A 15,253-nucleotide genomic window follows, 5' to 3' on the forward strand; every position below is an offset into this window, starting at 1 on the left:
TTCAATGTTGCTTCATCATTATCTAGGTAAACAAAACAAGGTAAAGGGGCAGTTCGTTTCCGCCGTGGCCAAAATCGCCTACATACTGCTGTGTCACAAGGATCCGCTTGCCATCATCCGGCAGGCCGAGCGACTGACAGCGGTGGGCGACTACATGTCCATCCACTTTGACGCACGGGCCAAGCCGGCGCACTACCAGCAGATCCGCGAGGCTTTGGAGGATAACCCCAACGTCACCTTTGCCAAAAAGCGTGTGAAATGCGGCTGGGGCGAATGGTCCCTTGTGCAAGCCACACTCAGCGCGCTGACCGCCGCGGTCGAGACCTTTCCCCGTGCCACCCATTTCTACATGCTGTCGGGCGACTGCATGGCGATCAAGTCAGGGGAATACACCCACCGTTTCCTCGATGATAACGAAGCCGATTTCATCGAAAGCTTCGACTACTTCCAGAGCGACTGGATCAAGACAGGCTGGCGGGAAGAAAGGCTGATCTATCGCCACTGGTTCAACGAACGCACCCAGAAGAAACGTTTCTACTGGATGTTTGAGGTACAGAAACGGCTGGGGTTAACCCGGAACATTCCCGCTGATTTGCAAGTCATGATTGGCAGCCAGTGGTGGTGCCTGCGTCGGCGTACCGTGGAATGGCTGCTGGATTTCGTGAAGAAACGCCGCGATGTCGTCCGTTTCTTTCGCACGACCTGGATCCCGGATGAGACGTTCTTTCAGACCCTGGTCCGGCACCTGGTGCCCGAAGAAGAGATCCGCTGCCGGACCCTGACATTCCTGATGTTCACGGACTACGGGATGCCGGTAAACTTCTACAACGACCACTACGAACTGCTGCTCAGCCAGGATTATCTGTTTGCCCGCAAGATCAGCCCAGAGGCGAAGGATTTGAAGCGACGGCTCGGGCTGCTTTATGCGGCGGAAGGGGTCCAGTTCCAGATCAGCAACGAGGGCCGGAGCCTTTTCAAATTCCTGTCGGGCCGCGGCCGGATCGGCCGCCGCTTTGCCACGCGATTCTGGGAAACCGAAAGCACATTGGGCCGCGAGCGCGAGCTGCTGATCGTCGTCTGCAAGAAATGGCATGTCGCCAAGCGCGTGCTGGACCGCATCAGGCAAGTCACCAATGTACCGGCCATCGAATACCTCTTTAACGAGGAGGACACCCCGCTGCCCAACCTGGGCGGCATCCAGAACACGTTGGAGAAACGGCATCGCCATCGGCGCGCGTTGATGCGGATGCTGTTCGACTATTTCGAGACGGACCGCCTGATCGTCTGCATGGATCCGGGCAACATCGAGCTGCTGAACGACTTTGCCTCGGACAGGTCCATCACGCGCATTCTGGAGATCGAATGCCAGTTCTCGGACGATTATCTGATCGGTCACGCCATGCGGGTCGGCCTTGCAGGGGAACAGACCTCGCAGGATACGCTTGAACGGCTTCTACCGACTATCCGCAACAATATGGTCCACGAAAGCGATCACATCCGCGATGCGCAGTTCGAAAACCACCTCCGGATGCGCGAAACCGCCGAGCCCGAGATCAACGCCGAGACCCTTCAGAAATTCCTGAACATCTCGGACTCCAAGGCGCGCGAGATAGCCGGGACCGAACATCTGTTCGCCGATTGAGCGCGCAACGCTCTTCCGCCGGGTCTATTTGCTGCCGCGCCTGTTGGCGAACCACCTCGACACACCCTGCCGCCTTTCAGCCAGATCATCCTCGATCGCCTCAAGGGTGGGGTCGAGCCGCGCGCGGCGGAACCGTCGCCAGCGCACCCATATGGCATAGACGATGGCAAAGAAGAGCGTCAGAATGATGATGTTGGTCCATGGGATGCCCTTGGAGGCGTCCGGCCCTTCCACAGGTCGCAGCGAGATCGCGTTCGGGAACACCGTCAGGAATTCATTGCGCCATCCGTAATGCTTCAGCGCGAACCAGCGCGATGACGCGTCCGTGGATCTGCCGTCCGCCGCCTCTGCCTGCAGGTTTGACGTGTCGAACTTGAAATAAGGCGGCCAACCCCATCCGGTATCTTCGTTGCGATACACCATCACGTCACCCTTGGCCCGCCGTGTCTGGATGAAAAACACATCCCGGTTCGTCAGCGTCCCGTCCGTGCCAACATCGGCCTGCGCCCAGAACAGCGAATTTTCACCCGGATCGACACGCTTTTCATAGGTATCCGTGATCCTGACGATGTCGACCTGCGGCAGCGTGTAGTGAAAGAAGGCCGCAACCAGCACCCAGACGGTGATCCAGAATACCCACTTGATAATCGCCATGTTGGCCCCTCTCAGGAAAAATTCGTCAGATAGATGACTACGCCGACCACGACGACAGGTACGATGTAGACGCCCAAAATCAGCTTGCGCCGGATGGACCCGTCATAGCGTTCAAGTCCGCGCTGCACAAACGTGTCGCGGTCGACCAGTTGCTTGCCCTCGTACCACTTCTTGCGCAGCTTCGACCGCCGCACGCTGCGCGAATAGAACGACAGGCAGACGTAGACGACCGTCAGAACGACAAAACCGACCACCACTAGACGCATCAGTGCAAACATCTACCTCTCCCTCACCGCGCCCCAGGGGCCGACACGGGCCATCATGTCGGACACCGGGTCTGGCTTGCGGGGGGCGGGCTCCTCCATCGGGGCGTCGTGCCCGAACAGCGCCGCCCGCGCGCCCGCCTTGTCCACCTGATACTCGGCCACAAGGAAATCGGCAACATAGGCCTTCTTCGCCTCCGGCCAGCGCGCATAGGTCTGGTAGAACAGTTCCTTGTGGCAGATGAACATCTGCCGCGCGTCCTTGGGGGCCAGTTCGGCCAGCAGCATGTTCACCAGTTCCGCATCCTTGGTATCGCTGGCGCGGAGGGTATAGAAATAAGCCGGATGATCCGAGGTGATGCGCGGCCAGTTGCCGCCATTCTCGGCCCAGTTCACCAGCGCGCCCAGCGCGTGAAACTCTTCGGGCAGCTTGCCCGCATGCTCCCGCGCCAGACGCCGCATATCGGCACGCGTGGCCCCGGTCAGGTCGCCGCCTTCATCCGCCACAGCGTCGATCAGGATGAAATCCATCTTCTGCCGCAGGATCGCGGCCGAATTGATGCCCCGCGCCTCGACAATCGTTTCGGTCAGGTCGTTGTATTCAAAGAACTTGGCAAGCTGGTTCCGGTCGTCGGCGTCAAAGACATATTTGATCGGCAACTCGCCCAGATGATCCTTGCCAGAGGGGGCCACAACCGCCGGATGATCCAGATCCTGAAACAGGTAGAGCCCGCCGAAATGCGCCGTCCAGAAATTCCGCTGGTCAAAGGACATCTGCCGCAGCCTGACCGGGTTGCGCACCACATCCCCGGTCTTGCCCGCCAGCTCGATCATCTGCGCGATCAGCACATCGTCGTACCAGCCGTCTTTCTCGGTCTTGAACCGCTCGACCATCTGCCCCAGCTTTTCCGCGTCACGCACCGTGCCTGCCGTTGTATCCGCCTCCACCTTCACCCGCCTGAGGTCGAACAGCCGCTTCGGCTCTGACACGTCGAAGACGGAGTTCACCAACTCCCCCGCCACCGCGTCGCGGGCGGTCAGCGCGAACAACTGCGCCTCATTCTCGGCGATGAACTGCTGCAGGATACCCCGCGAGGTCGAGAATTTCATGTTGAGCAATGGCGCCGTGCGCTGCTCCATGCTCAGCAGGATAAACTGCCGGTTCACGCCAGCGTGGTTGAGGTAAAGGTGGTCGCCCAGCTCGTCGCCGACCTCGGGCGAATAGCCGGAGATGTCGACGTGGAAGTCGGTAAGTTGGGTGCGCTTGCCCGTCAGATGCTCCAGCGCACGGTTGTAACGGTCCACCAGCGCGGGGGAGTCCACGTGGAAGAGGTTGCCGAACATGAGGCCGCGTTTGATCAGGCGGTTCATGCTATTCCCGCCTCGTCGGTTGGCATCCATGCGCGCTGATTTCCCGTCCGGCGACACGCTGGGCCGCGCACCAATTCGTGCGCGTTCCGGCTCGTGTCTTGAAAAATGCGACTGAATGGTCAGCGAATTGCCCTAACACACGACCTTCCCCACCGTATATGGCCCATCCCCGTCATGCCGGATCAGCTCCGGTTTCAGCGGGCACCCGGCCACGTTCCGGATCCCGATCACGTTCCGCGCGAAATAGGCGTTGTCCAGCCGTGCCCGGTCACGCTTGGACGCGCCCTGTGCGCGGTAAGTCCCTGCATCGGCGCGGGACTGTTCGACCGCCACGCCAAAGCCCTTCACGTCGGTCGTGGCGATCCGGCGATAATCGCCGGTCTCGGCGCATGCGGCAATCGTGATCAGCGCCGTGAGGGCTGCGATTTGCTTCAGCCAACGCGTCATGTCCGCCCCCCCAAATACCGCTTCTTCGCCTCTTCCATCCGCCCCATCTCGCGCACGGCATTCTCGATCGCCACCTCGTCCGACTTGTCGGCATAGCGGAACTCTGAATCCGCGTAGCGGTTGATCTCCTGCACCACCATCTCCACCGTGATCGGCTGGCGCATGTCCTCGATCATCGCCTTCTTCTCGTCATAGCCCTTGAACAGGAACAGGTCGGGGTTCTCCATCCACTCATCGGGCAGTTCAAAGTCCATCGCCCGCACCTTCACCGCGTCGGTGATGTTCTTGATCGCGCGCCCCGTAAACCGCGCGTCCGCTTCCTGGATGCCCTTCAGGTAGGTGCCCAGCTTGTTGATCGTATCCAGCTCCCCGATCTCTCCGCGCACGGCGTCGTAGACGCGCAGCAACCCCGCCTCATGGGGCCTGGAATGGGCGTCAAACGAGGCCGCGACCGCCTTCTTGATCGCCTGCGCCTCGAACACGTTGTGATCGCCCAGCGGGATGTCGTGGTTCTTGCCCATCAGCAGATACAGGATATCGACGTAATCTTCTCGCGTCTGCGGCCCGTCCACCAGAAACCGCGCCCCGGCGCGCTGGCGCAGCGCATCGTCCACGTTCTCGGGGTAATTCGAGAACATGCCGAAGGTGCAATTGCCGCGCACCACCGTATTGGCCCCCGCAAAGCTCTCCATCAGGACCGCCGTGATCTCCAGCTGGCCCGCGCTCGACTGCCGGTCGCCGCGCTTGCCCGCCAGTTGGTCGATATCGTCAATGGTGCCAAAGCCGATCACGCCGGGGTCGATGATAGTGTTGATAAACGCCTTGGCATTCTGCCCCGATTTGCCCTGATAACTGTCGATGTTGTCGGTGCTCAGGTTCTGATAGCGGAACGGATAGTCGGCGTTGCCGCAATATTCGCTGATCAGCCCCGCCATCATCTGGATCAGCGTGGTCTTGCCCGTGCCCGGCGCGCCGTCACCCATGAAGGTAAAGATGAAGCCGCCCAGTTCAGCGAAAGGGTTCAGCCGACGGTCGAAATCATAGGCCATCAGCATCTTGGCCAGTTTCATCGCCTGATATTTGGCGATGTGGTTGCCCACGACCTCGTTCGGCTTCTTGAAGGTCATGGTCAGCTTGGTGGACTTTGCCCTGGACGCAGGGCTGAACCCGGCCACGGTGAAATCATCCGCTTCGACCCGCCAGGACGCGCCCCTGAATGCCTCTAGGCGCGGGGCGGTCTGGGCGCGCAGCGCGACTTTTTCCATCAACGCCTCGGCAAAGGCGCTGACCGTGGCCACCAGCCGCGCATCGTCCTGCGCATGTGCCGCAATGTCCTGATCCAGCTCCCACAGCGCGCCATGCAGCGCGGTCTGGCCGTTGTCGGTCAGCACCTCGTCCACATCGCCGACTTCCACAGTCGTCTCTGACAAATGCGACGACAGCAGATAGGCGGTGGCATTGCCAAAGACATACAGCGTCACCAGCGCCTCCGCCGCCAGCAGTTCGGAAAATTCGGACTTGCGCGCGGCAGGCAGCGATCCTTCAAGGTTGGCGCGTTTCAGATCGCCCAGCCCGGATTGCTCTGCCACGTTCTCTGCCACCGCCAGCGCAATGGCTGTGGCGCGGCGCAGGGCATGCATGACGGTCGCCTGCAAAGGTGTGATCAGCGTATCGCCCTCATCCGCCCCCTCGATCCGCGCCAGCAGCTGCACCGCACCGCTGGGGGTGGTCCGCCGCGTGGCCAGACCCGGCGTGGTGCTGCGGAACCGACGCCGCGTACCGATGCCGGGAGAGCGTTCCGGCTGGGCAGATTCATCCGTGGGCTTTCCAATGCGCGGCGCGTGATCGAACCCTTCCAGCAGGGCTTGTGCCACGCTTACGTGCTTTGCAATATCCTCTTCCCGAAGCTCCATCGCATCAGATGCCTGGCTCATATCACAACCCTATTTTCATTGTTCAATAAATACACTCTTTTGGCGCAGCTTCGCTAATATCGAAGAACCCGTCCTTTCGCGCTGACCACATATTTCCGCACCGACGCGAATCCGGGCGGCCGTTTCTCCTCAAGCACCTGATAGGGCCGCTGAGGCAGGATAATGCTCCGCTCCGTCCGTGTCGCGCCCAGGTCCGGCCCCTGCACGCCAAACGGGTCGAGCGCAAAGACCTCCCGCTCGACGGTTGAGAACCAGCCGGATTTCTCTTCGATCACCCGGTCGCTCACCAGTTCTTCCTCAGTCCAGACCAGTGCCCAATCCTGGCCCGCAGGCGCGTTCGCCTCCGCCAGGACCTCACGCAGGGGGCCTGCCTGCCGGGTATAGGCATGGCTGTACATCGGCCCCAGGTGGAACCGGCGCAGCCGCTTGGGGTGCAGGTCGTCGAAATCCTGGTCAAAGCCGCGCGCGATGGTCAGCAGCTTCAACCCGCCCAGCGCCTGTGCGCTCAGGTGCGCCTGCACCTCGGGCCAGCGCCGTTCGTCCTTGGGCAGACCGATTCGCCCGGAATCCTCCAGCTCCATCAGGTAGATGATCGGCAGGTTTACCTCTGAATCGTAGGTTGACCAGTGCACGCGGAACCGCCTGCGCCCCTCGCCTACATTGCCCATCCAGGCCGCCTGCGGGTCATTGTTCACCCAGAAAAGGTCGCCACGCGCGAGTTCGGCGTAATAGAGCCGTTGCGACAGGGCGAATTGCAGCTTGGTGGGAATTTTCCGGTCGCCAAGGATGGTCTGCACCATTTCGTCCTTCAGCCGCGCCTCGGACGGCATGTTCTGCAAGCGTGTCGCGGCCTGCTGCGCGTCGTTGGCCATGGTCATGATCTCTGCCGCCACCGGAAAGCCGCTGTCGCGGTTGTCCATGGTGAGCGAGCCAAAGAAACGGCCTGTTTCACGCCCGACCAGCAGGTATTTGTAGCTGAGCGCCCGGAATGTATGGGTCAGCTTGGCCGCATAGCGTGTGAGTATCTCGATTTCATCTCGGTCCAGCGCCCCTTCGGCTTGCATCACGCCCGCCACATGCAACATGTGCTGCATGATGCCTTCGAACTTGGCAAAGTAGCGGCGCGACGCGAAGGTGTCGGTGATACCGACATGATCTTGCGAAAGCGACAGATCAGCCATCAAAAAAGCGTCTCTTCAGAATGACCCAGTTCAACTCCCGGCTCCACGTCCTGATGACAATGAACACAGAGATCAACAGCCCCAGCACATAGAAATTGGCCCCAATGCTGATACCGAAGACAACCATCAGAAGAGGGGGAAGGCCAATCAGAGAAATGGCAATCAGCAAGTCGCGCTTGCCTCGGTCGGAAAGCAAGTTTCCCGAATGCCTGTTCCTGTATTCCTTTTCAGCCGCCATACTGATTGCTGTCGTGCTTTTCGATGATCTTGGCAAAGCGCCGGGCGAAACGCTCATCCGCCTTGGCTTTGGCCTCCAGCACCTCGCGGGCGAAGACCATGTGGTCCTCGTGTTTCTCCATCATCTCGGCCATGCGTGCATTGGTGGCCGCCCCGATGCCCGCCATGGCGGATTGCGCCTCCTGATCCGTCTTCACACCGATCTCGTTGATGCGGTGCGCCACATCCTGCTGCTGCGCGGTTTTCAGCGATTTGGTCAGCGCGTCATAGAGCACCACGCGCTGCTTGGTGTCGGTCTGCAGCTTGTTGATCAGCACCATCTGCGTCGCCGCCTGGTTCTGCAATGAATCGATCCAGGTCTTGCCCTTCTCGATATAGCGTTCCAGCGTCTGGGACTTGGCCAGCTTGACCTGCTCCTCCTGCACCAGCGCGTTGTACTTTGCATTCGCCTCGGCCAGCTCGGTTTCCAGCTTGGTGCGTTTCGCCGCGTCCGCCTCTGACGCGATGGCGTTCTCCAGCTTGATGATCTCCGGGTCCATGCCGCCGATGTCGGCACGGATGGTTTCCAGCTCGCCCACCGTCAGCTCGCGTTCATTCAGCGTCTCGCCCAGGTTGCTCTCGACCTTGACCTTCTGCTCTTCCAGCATCGCCAACTGGCCTTCCAGCAACTGGACAATCACGTCGGATTTGCTGATCAGATCCTGCAATTTGTCGTCGATGGAGGCAGCGCGGACGCGTTCCTGACGCATGCTTTCAGCCTTGGCGCGGGAAAAGATGCCGATAAAAGTCTCCATCCCCGTCTTGCTGCGCATCTCGTCAAAGTCGCGGCTGAACCCGGCGGTCACGTCATCCAGGCCCATGATCAGTTCGGCGATATTCGCGTTCATCACATCGGTATGCGCGTGGACGTCTTCCAAAGACGCGTTCTCGATGTCGATCATCGCATCGTCACCAGCCTTCAGCTTGGCCCGAGCCGTCTCGATCCGGCTGGTCAGCTCTGCGATCTTCGACTGCGCCTGAGCGACCTGCGCCTGGGATTCCTTGACCTGTGCGTCCAAGTTGGCCATCGAAAGCTCCATTTCTCAATAAGTTAAGAACGATATAGAAAATGTTACGGGGATTTACATCCCCTGCCGCGATAATTCGCCCCGAGTTTGGCAAATGCCCAAGCCCTTGGGAAGAGCGGATTGCGCCAGCAGAGCGTTTCGGGACATACGTGGATCACTTGTTCGCTGCCTCTCCCTTCGGTCGAGCGCGAAAAGTGATGTGGGATGTTTCAAGTCTATCCCGAACGCTTTAATCCAGCGGCCAGCGCAGGGTGACGACGTGACCTTTTTCTTCGCTGGAAGCGTCTATTTCGCCCCCCAACTGCTGGGCGGCGGCCTGCATGATCCGCGTGCCCAGACCGGTGCCGACGATTGTCTGCACACCTCCGGTGGCGGCGGGGCCACCGTCATCGGCGCAGGTCAGGACGTAATGCTCCCCCTCAACCTTGCCCACAATTTCGAAAGCCCCTTTTTCGCGCCCGTCAAAGGCGTATTTGGCGGCATTTGCGATGGCTTCATTCACGACCATACCAACCGAAGACGCGGCACGGGATTCCAGTTTGCAGGCTTCCACCTCGTGCCGCACGATCACGCCCTGCGGCATCTGGCCCGACGCGGTTTGCACCACGCGATCCAGAAAGGTCGCCAGATTGACCATGGCGCCCGCATCGGACAGGTAAAGCGCCTCGTGCAGGTTGCTAACCATCGCCAGCCGCCCCTGAACCGCCTCCAGCGCATCCCGCGCCTCTTCGGTCTTGACGGAACGCGCCTGTATCCGGATCAGCGCCTCCAGCGACTGGAGAGAGTTCTTGACCCTGTGGTCCACTTCGCGACGCAGCATCTCGGCAGCACCCAGCGCATCCCGCAGCTCCAGGTGGCGCATCACCTGCTTGGCCAGTATTTCCAGCGTCGTGCGCTGCACTTCATTCAAGGCGCGTGGCTTTCGGTCCAGCACGCAGAGCGTCCCCAGCGCCACGCCGTTCTCGTTCTTCAGTAATGCACCAGCATAAAACCTGATGTTTTCATCACCGATCACCAGCGGATTGCCCTTAGTGCGGTCATCCTTGGTGGTGTCCTGTACCTCAAGAAAGTCATCGGACTGGATCGCATGGGCGCAAATGCTCATCCGGATAGGAGTCTCGGTCACGTCCAGACCCTCGACTGCCTTGAACCACTGGCGATCTTTCTCGACCAGCGACACCAGGGCAATCGGTGTTTCGCATATCGTCCGGGCCAGTTTGACGATATCGTCAAACCCATCTTCCGGGGCCGTATCAAGGATGTTGTATCCGCGCAGCAGGGCGAGGCGGATTTCCTCATCGTCGATCAGCTTGTCTGACATTCAGGCTCTTTCGTTACCGCGCCCTATCGCAAGGATCTGGCCCGTATTTCAATCCAGCAACGGTATTGTGGAAGGGGCCGGTCGGGTCAAGTCCGATCCGTTCATGACCTCCAGGCAAGCAGAATTCCCCGCTTTGCCTGATCACGGGCCTGATGGTTTGCCTGACGGAAACTGGTGGCTCACCCGCCCAGAAGCGCCCGCACCATGTCGCTCTCCGGATCGGCCAGTGCGTCGATGACATCGAAGTGGTGCTTGCCCTCGACCACGGACTGCCGTGCCCCCCAGGCACGGGCCAGCTGCTCGGACTGCTCCAGAAAGGCGGGACGTTCATCCGCACCGACCCAGACGGTCACGTTGACCCCGTGCGGCGGGCTCATGTTGACCGGGCTTTCGGCCTGCGCCTCCGATGTGTCGATACGCAGGATATCGTTCATCGAAGTCTGCATCAACGGTGCCAGGTTCGCCAGGGCCGAGATCGGAACAACGTTCTCTATACGGTCGCGCACCTCCACGGACAGCACCAGCGGGTCCATCATCCGGCACACCAGATGGCCGCCTGCCGAATGCCCCGCCAACGAGATCGGTCCGAAGGTTCGCCCGGATATTTCTGTCACCGCCGCGGCGATCTGGCCGGTGATATCGCTGATCCGCACATCCGGGCACAGGTCATAGGATGGCATCGCCACCGCCCAGCCGCGCGCCAGCGGCCCAGCGGCCAGGTGCGACCAGTAGCTGCGGTCCAACGCCTTCCAATACCCGCCGTGAACAAAGATGACGGTACCGCGCGACACGCCTTCGGGCTGGAAAAAATCGAATGCCTGCCGATCCGATGGTCCGTAGGACACATCGGTTTGCGCCCGTGCGCCCAGCTCACTGCGGAACGCCGCGGCTGCCCGTTTCCATGTCGGGGGAAAGTCCTCGGCGCCCTCAATGTGGCCGGAATTGTCGTAGGCATCGTCAAACTGCGTCATACTTCGTCCTTTGGATAGCGGCCCCGAAACAAACGGGAACTGGACAATCATAGCCAATGTTGCTTTGGGTGCCACAGACAAAAGCGGAGACGAGATACATGACTGACTCAAAGACCGATCTGAAATCCATGCTCAAGGACCCGGCCCTGCTTGAAACCCGTGCATATATCGGCGGCAAGTGGGTCGACGGCGACGACGGTACCTTCGACGTGACGAACCCCGCCCGCGGCGACGTGATCGCGCAGATCGCGAACCTCAGCCGCGCCCAGATCGCCGGTGCCATCGCACAGGCCGAAAAGGCGCAAAAGGAATGGGCCGCCTGGACCGGCAAGGAACGTGCCGCCGTGTTGCGCAAGTGGTTCGATCTGATGATGGAGAACCAGGACGATCTGGGCACCATCCTGACCGCCGAACAGGGCAAGCCGCTGGCCGAAGCCAAGGGCGAAATCGCCTACGGCGCCTCGTTCATCGAGTTCTTCGGGGAAGAGGCCAAGCGTGTCTACGGCGAAACCATCCCGGGCCACCAGCGCGACAAACGGATCACCGTGATCAAACAACCCATCGGCGTCGCCGCCTCGATCACGCCGTGGAACTTCCCCAACGCGATGATCACCCGCAAGGCTGCGCCGGCACTGGCCGCCGGCTGCGCTTTCGTCGCGCGACCTGCCACGGAAACACCGCTCAGCGCCATCGCCATGGGCGTGCTGGCCGAACGCGCCGGCATCCCCGCCGGCGTCTTCAACGTGGTGCCGACCAGCTCCTCTTCCGAAGCCGGCAAGGAATTCTGCGAAAACCCGGCAGTGCGGAAGCTGACCTTCACCGGCTCCACGGAAGTCGGCCGCATCCTGCTGCGCCAGGCAGCGGACCAGGTCATGAAATGCTCCATGGAACTGGGCGGTAACGCCCCCTTCATCGTCTTCGACGACGCCGACCTCGACGCCGCGGTCGAAGGTGCAATCATGTGCAAGTTCCGCAACAACGGCCAGACCTGCGTCTGCGCCAACCGCATCTATGTGCAATCCGGCGTCTACGACGCCTTTGCGGAGAAGCTGAAAGACCGCGTCAGCAAAATGAAAGTCGGCGATGGATTTGGCGACGGCGTGGATCTTGGCCCGCTGATCAACGGCGACGCCAGCGAAAAGGTCAAGGAACACGTGGAGGACGCGGTTTCCAAAGGGGCCGAGATCATCCTCGGTTCGAAGGAAGAGAAGCTGGAAGGAAACTTCCTCGCCCCCACCATCATCACCGGCGTCACCCAGGACATGAAAGTGTCCAAGGAAGAAACCTTCGGTCCCCTCGCGCCGCTGTTCCGGTTCGACGATGTGGATGACGTGATCGAAATGGCAAACGACACCATCTTCGGCCTCGCGTCCTACTTCTACGCCAAGGACCTCAGCCGGGTCTACAAGGTCGCCGAAGCACTGGAATACGGCATCGTCGGCGTGAACACTGGCATCATCTCGACCGAGCTCGCGCCCTTCGGCGGCGTCAAGCAGTCCGGCCTTGGCCGTGAGGGCAGCCATCACGGCATCGAGGACTACCTGGAGATGAAATACATCTGCATGTCCGTCTGACGCACCGCCCGCCAAGGGCACAGCAAATCCCCTCTCCCCCGCGGGGGAGAGGGTTAGGTCGTGTTGACATTCATTGTCGACCACCCGCGCGAGACGGATTTTGCCGCTGGCGCCCTGATGTGAGCGCAGCAATGTGATCATTTGAAGTGAACATCCGGGATGGCAGAGGCAAAATCCGCCGCGCCCCGAAGGGGTTTCGCCAAAATTGCCCATTTCCGCGTTAAGAGAGCTTGAAATAGCTGGCTATTCCTGCGCTCTCTTGCCTGGAACTGAGCAATTTTGGGCTGAAACGGGTGGCCGAAAATGAATGTCAACACGACCTAGGGTGAGGGGGCACCCCCCGCCCCGGCCAGCACCACCGCAGGGTCGATGCTTGCCATCTGGGCCTCGAACCTTTCCCACGAGATTTACGCCCGGTTGCCCGCATGACCATGGTAATGCGACCGGCCCGATGCATTGGGCAGCCCGGCCCAGATCTTCGCCAGGTTGTTCATGAAGGCCACCCGCGTCAGGCTGCCGTCGCGAAACCGGTGCAACCCCGCTTCGGCCAGAAGCACATCCGCCAGTCTGTCCTGCAGCTGCGGACCAAAGCGCGCCTGCGGGCCAACGCCAAGCTTTTTGGCGACACGCCGCAGCGTAACCGGAATGAACTGGTACCGCCCGATCGCATGAGGCTGGCCCGGCGTTTGCTCAATCCATTCATAGATCTCCGCCAAGGTCATCTGTGTCGGTGGTTTGGGCGGTTTTACCCGTGCCCCGTGCTGCACCGCATCGTACCCGTCGCGCCGCGACTCCGCCTCCTGAATCAGGCCCCGGATGATGGCAAGGTCCGATCCCCCCGCAACGGCAGATGGCGCCGCGGCAAAAGCCGGCGCCTGCGGGACCCGGTCCGCGAAAAGACCCCGTTCCGCCCGCCCCACGAACAGGCTGGCGGCCCGCACTGCCGCCCCGTCCGAGGCGCGCGCGGCGCTCAGACCGGGCCGCGTGTCGCCCCAGACGCCCGCTGCAAACAACGATCCGCCCTCGGCACTCGCATTTGCGGCAAACATCAGGTTGCCAAACGCGGCAATGAAAAGGACGACAGCAAGGTGCATCGGGTCTCCGGCAGGTTGGATGGCGGCAACCTCGCAGCTTCAACCTAAAATTTCGTGACCGCCCTTACCGGGCCAGCAATCCCCCGCCGACATGCCGCGATCTGGGCAAGTGCGTGCCGACGCCTTGGCGATACGGGAACGGCACCCCCATGTCTGGGTTGGCGCCACAACCGGCAGGCACACCGCCTTCCGGAAACCGCCAAACGACTGAAAGGAACGACAATGACCTTCTCGAAAACCACGCGTACCCTCGTAGGCTCAACCGCTCTCGCCGCTGCATTCGCGATGCCACTGATGGCGCAGGAAGCGCCGGATGCCTCGCAGTCACCCGAAACGCCGATGACACAGACCGCACCCGAGGCCACGGCCGAAGCGCCAGTCGGCGATGCAACCGCCTCGATGGAAGCGGTCGAGAACGGCAGCGCCGTTGCTGTGACCTCGGATGACGCGGTGATCGGAAAGATCGAGACGATGACACCGATGGACGATGGCACCCACCGGTATGAGATCGCCTTGGAAGACACCTATCAGGTCGAGGGCGGGCGCGTTGCGATCAAGAGCCCTGAGCAATTGAACGCCGATGGTGAACTGGAACTTGAAGTTACCGAACAGGAATTCGCCGCTGCGGTCCAGCAACAGCTGGGTGGCGGCACAGGAATGGGCACCGAGACGCAGACAAACTGACCTCCCCCGGTTTGTACCCAAGACTGCCTCGGCTGTCCGGGGCCGGTTCCGCCGCGACGGAACCGGCCCCCTTTTATTGAAGAACCCAACAACATCGACACCACAACGAAAAAGCCCGGAGCATCACTGCTCCGGGCACGGTCTGCATGGGGTCAGTTTCAGACCTCCCGCCGCGAACCCGGCAGGCCGGTTTGAACTGTCCGCCTCAGTTGACGGATTTCGCGTCGACCACGTCTTTGTCCAGCGCCCGGGTGTCCGAGGCGATCTGGATCTGGCGCGGCTTCAGGGCTTCGGGCACCTGGCGCTCCAGCTCGATGTGCAGCATGCCGTTCGCATGCGCCGCACCCGTCACATGGACGTGATCGGCAAGGTGAAAGCGGCGCTCGAACGCGCGGGTCGCGATACCGCGATGCAGGTAGGTCTTGCTGTCATCTTCATCGGCCTTGCGCGCGGACACGATCAGGGCCTTTTCCCGAACTTCGACGCTCAGGTCTTCGTCGGAAAAGCCTGCGACCGCGATCGAAATGCGATAGCTGTCGTCGTCCAGTTTCTCGATGTTGTACGGGGGATAGCTGGGGGTGGCCCCATCATTGCTCAGGACCCGGTCCATCATGTTGGCGATCTGGTCAAAACCGACGCTGGACCGGTAGAGCGGTGCAAAATCATAGGTACGCATAAGTCATCCTCATATCAGAGCGATTAACGTGGCAGGCCTTCCACCATCGGACAGGCCCAGGTTTGCTGCCAAGACCCTGCATAGGCGTCTCGGTGCGACTAAGATGGGGAGGGCGAAATTCGATTTCAAGACCCGGG

At 61.0% G+C, this 15,253-nt stretch carries 15 protein-coding genes; 3 read left to right on the top strand and 12 right to left on the bottom strand.

All coding sequences use genetic code 11. The features are described 5' to 3' along the window. Nucleotides 1-64: 64 nt before the first annotated feature. Nucleotides 65-1,642: a DUF5928 domain-containing protein gene (locus FIU94_RS03960; RefSeq protein WP_152466939.1), complete on the top strand. Its 1,578-nt coding sequence runs from the start codon at nucleotides 65-67 to the stop codon at nucleotides 1,640-1,642. A gap of 24 nt (nucleotides 1,643-1,666) precedes the next feature. On the opposite strand, the gene FIU94_RS03965 is transcribed toward FIU94_RS03960, so the two are convergent. From FIU94_RS03965 to FIU94_RS04010, 10 genes are all read right to left on the bottom strand, one after another. After that, nucleotides 1,667-2,296, bottom strand: coding sequence for a DUF1523 family protein (locus FIU94_RS03965; RefSeq protein WP_152464539.1), 630 nt, complete (start codon nucleotides 2,294-2,296; stop codon nucleotides 1,667-1,669). Nucleotides 2,297-2,307: 11 nt separating this feature from the next. After that, on the bottom strand, nucleotides 2,308-2,574 hold the full coding sequence (locus FIU94_RS03970) for a hypothetical protein (RefSeq protein WP_152464540.1): 267 nt from the start codon (nucleotides 2,572-2,574) through the stop codon (nucleotides 2,308-2,310). Next, nucleotides 2,575-3,930 (bottom strand): DUF6638 family protein, encoded by a 1,356-nt coding sequence (locus FIU94_RS03975; protein ID WP_152464541.1) that lies wholly within the window; start codon nucleotides 3,928-3,930, stop codon nucleotides 2,575-2,577. 132 nt (nucleotides 3,931-4,062) lie between these two features. Next, nucleotides 4,063-4,377, bottom strand: coding sequence for a hypothetical protein (locus tag FIU94_RS03980; RefSeq protein ID WP_152464542.1), 315 nt, complete (start codon nucleotides 4,375-4,377; stop codon nucleotides 4,063-4,065). Continuing rightward, nucleotides 4,374-6,311, bottom strand: coding sequence for an ATP-binding protein (locus tag FIU94_RS03985; protein ID WP_152464543.1), 1,938 nt, complete (start codon nucleotides 6,309-6,311; stop codon nucleotides 4,374-4,376). Before FIU94_RS03985 ends, FIU94_RS03980 begins: the two co-directional genes overlap by 4 nt. 53 nt (nucleotides 6,312-6,364) lie before the next feature. Then, entirely contained in the window at nucleotides 6,365-7,492 is a 1,128-nt protein-coding gene (locus tag FIU94_RS03990; protein ID WP_152464544.1) for a hypothetical protein, read from the bottom strand. Continuing rightward, nucleotides 7,485-7,730: a hypothetical protein gene (locus tag FIU94_RS03995; protein ID WP_152464545.1), complete on the bottom strand. Its 246-nt coding sequence runs from the start codon at nucleotides 7,728-7,730 to the stop codon at nucleotides 7,485-7,487. Before FIU94_RS03995 ends, FIU94_RS03990 begins: the two co-directional genes overlap by 8 nt. Further along, nucleotides 7,720-8,796, bottom strand: a complete 1,077-nt coding sequence (locus tag FIU94_RS04000) for a hypothetical protein (RefSeq protein WP_152464546.1) — start codon at nucleotides 8,794-8,796, stop codon at nucleotides 7,720-7,722. The genes FIU94_RS03995 and FIU94_RS04000 overlap by 11 nt, the downstream gene beginning before the upstream one ends. A 229-nt stretch (nucleotides 8,797-9,025) precedes the next feature. Next, on the bottom strand, nucleotides 9,026-10,117 hold the full coding sequence (locus tag FIU94_RS04005) for a histidine kinase dimerization/phosphoacceptor domain -containing protein (protein WP_152464547.1): 1,092 nt from the start codon (nucleotides 10,115-10,117) through the stop codon (nucleotides 9,026-9,028). Nucleotides 10,118-10,296: 179 nt separating this feature from the next. Beyond that, a complete protein-coding gene (locus tag FIU94_RS04010) occupies nucleotides 10,297-11,088 on the bottom strand; it encodes an alpha/beta hydrolase (RefSeq protein WP_152464548.1) in 792 nt (263 codons plus the stop codon). A gap of 98 nt (nucleotides 11,089-11,186) precedes the next feature. On the opposite strand from FIU94_RS04010, the gene FIU94_RS04015 reads away from it, so the two are divergent. Next, entirely contained in the window at nucleotides 11,187-12,662 is a 1,476-nt protein-coding gene (locus tag FIU94_RS04015; RefSeq protein ID WP_152464549.1) for an NAD-dependent succinate-semialdehyde dehydrogenase, read from the top strand. Between the two features lie 407 nt (nucleotides 12,663-13,069). Here FIU94_RS04015 and FIU94_RS04020 read toward each other — a convergent pair whose 3' ends face one another. Next, nucleotides 13,070-13,756 (bottom strand): hypothetical protein, encoded by a 687-nt coding sequence (locus tag FIU94_RS04020; RefSeq protein WP_152464550.1) that lies wholly within the window; start codon nucleotides 13,754-13,756, stop codon nucleotides 13,070-13,072. Between the two features lie 222 nt (nucleotides 13,757-13,978). Between FIU94_RS04020 and FIU94_RS04025 the strand changes: the two genes are divergently transcribed. Next, entirely contained in the window at nucleotides 13,979-14,440 is a 462-nt protein-coding gene (locus FIU94_RS04025; RefSeq protein ID WP_152464551.1) for a hypothetical protein, read from the top strand. Nucleotides 14,441-14,645: 205 nt separating this feature from the next. Here the strand turns inward: FIU94_RS04025 and FIU94_RS04030 are convergent, their stop codons facing one another. Next, nucleotides 14,646-15,116 (bottom strand): Hsp20 family protein, encoded by a 471-nt coding sequence (locus FIU94_RS04030; RefSeq protein ID WP_152464552.1) that lies wholly within the window; start codon nucleotides 15,114-15,116, stop codon nucleotides 14,646-14,648. Nucleotides 15,117-15,253 lie beyond the last annotated feature (137 nt).

The sequence above is a fragment of the Sulfitobacter sp. THAF37 genome (assembly GCF_009363555.1).
Lineage (GTDB): Bacteria > Pseudomonadota > Alphaproteobacteria > Rhodobacterales > Rhodobacteraceae > Sulfitobacter.

Coding starts and splice junctions, on each gene's coding strand:
- FIU94_RS03965 (WP_152464539.1), bottom strand. CDS start 2,296: ATGGCGATTATCAAGTGGGTATTCTGGATCACCGTCTGGGTGCTGGTT.
- FIU94_RS03970 (WP_152464540.1), bottom strand. CDS start 2,574: ATGTTTGCACTGATGCGTCTAGTGGTGGTCGGTTTTGTCGTTCTGACG.
- FIU94_RS03975 (WP_152464541.1), bottom strand. CDS start 3,930: ATGAACCGCCTGATCAAACGCGGCCTCATGTTCGGCAACCTCTTCCAC.
- FIU94_RS03980 (WP_152464542.1), bottom strand. CDS start 4,377: ATGACGCGTTGGCTGAAGCAAATCGCAGCCCTCACGGCGCTGATCACG.
- FIU94_RS03985 (WP_152464543.1), bottom strand. CDS start 6,311: ATGAGCCAGGCATCTGATGCGATGGAGCTTCGGGAAGAGGATATTGCA.
- FIU94_RS03990 (WP_152464544.1), bottom strand. CDS start 7,492: ATGGCTGATCTGTCGCTTTCGCAAGATCATGTCGGTATCACCGACACC.
- FIU94_RS03995 (WP_152464545.1), bottom strand. CDS start 7,730: ATGGCGGCTGAAAAGGAATACAGGAACAGGCATTCGGGAAACTTGCTT.
- FIU94_RS04000 (WP_152464546.1), bottom strand. CDS start 8,796: ATGGCCAACTTGGACGCACAGGTCAAGGAATCCCAGGCGCAGGTCGCT.
- FIU94_RS04005 (WP_152464547.1), bottom strand. CDS start 10,117: ATGTCAGACAAGCTGATCGACGATGAGGAAATCCGCCTCGCCCTGCTG.
- FIU94_RS04010 (WP_152464548.1), bottom strand. CDS start 11,088: ATGACGCAGTTTGACGATGCCTACGACAATTCCGGCCACATTGAGGGC.
- FIU94_RS04015 (WP_152464549.1), top strand. CDS start 11,187: ATGACTGACTCAAAGACCGATCTGAAATCCATGCTCAAGGACCCGGCC.
- FIU94_RS04020 (WP_152464550.1), bottom strand. CDS start 13,756: ATGCACCTTGCTGTCGTCCTTTTCATTGCCGCGTTTGGCAACCTGATG.
- FIU94_RS04025 (WP_152464551.1), top strand. CDS start 13,979: ATGACCTTCTCGAAAACCACGCGTACCCTCGTAGGCTCAACCGCTCTC.
- FIU94_RS04030 (WP_152464552.1), bottom strand. CDS start 15,116: ATGCGTACCTATGATTTTGCACCGCTCTACCGGTCCAGCGTCGGTTTT.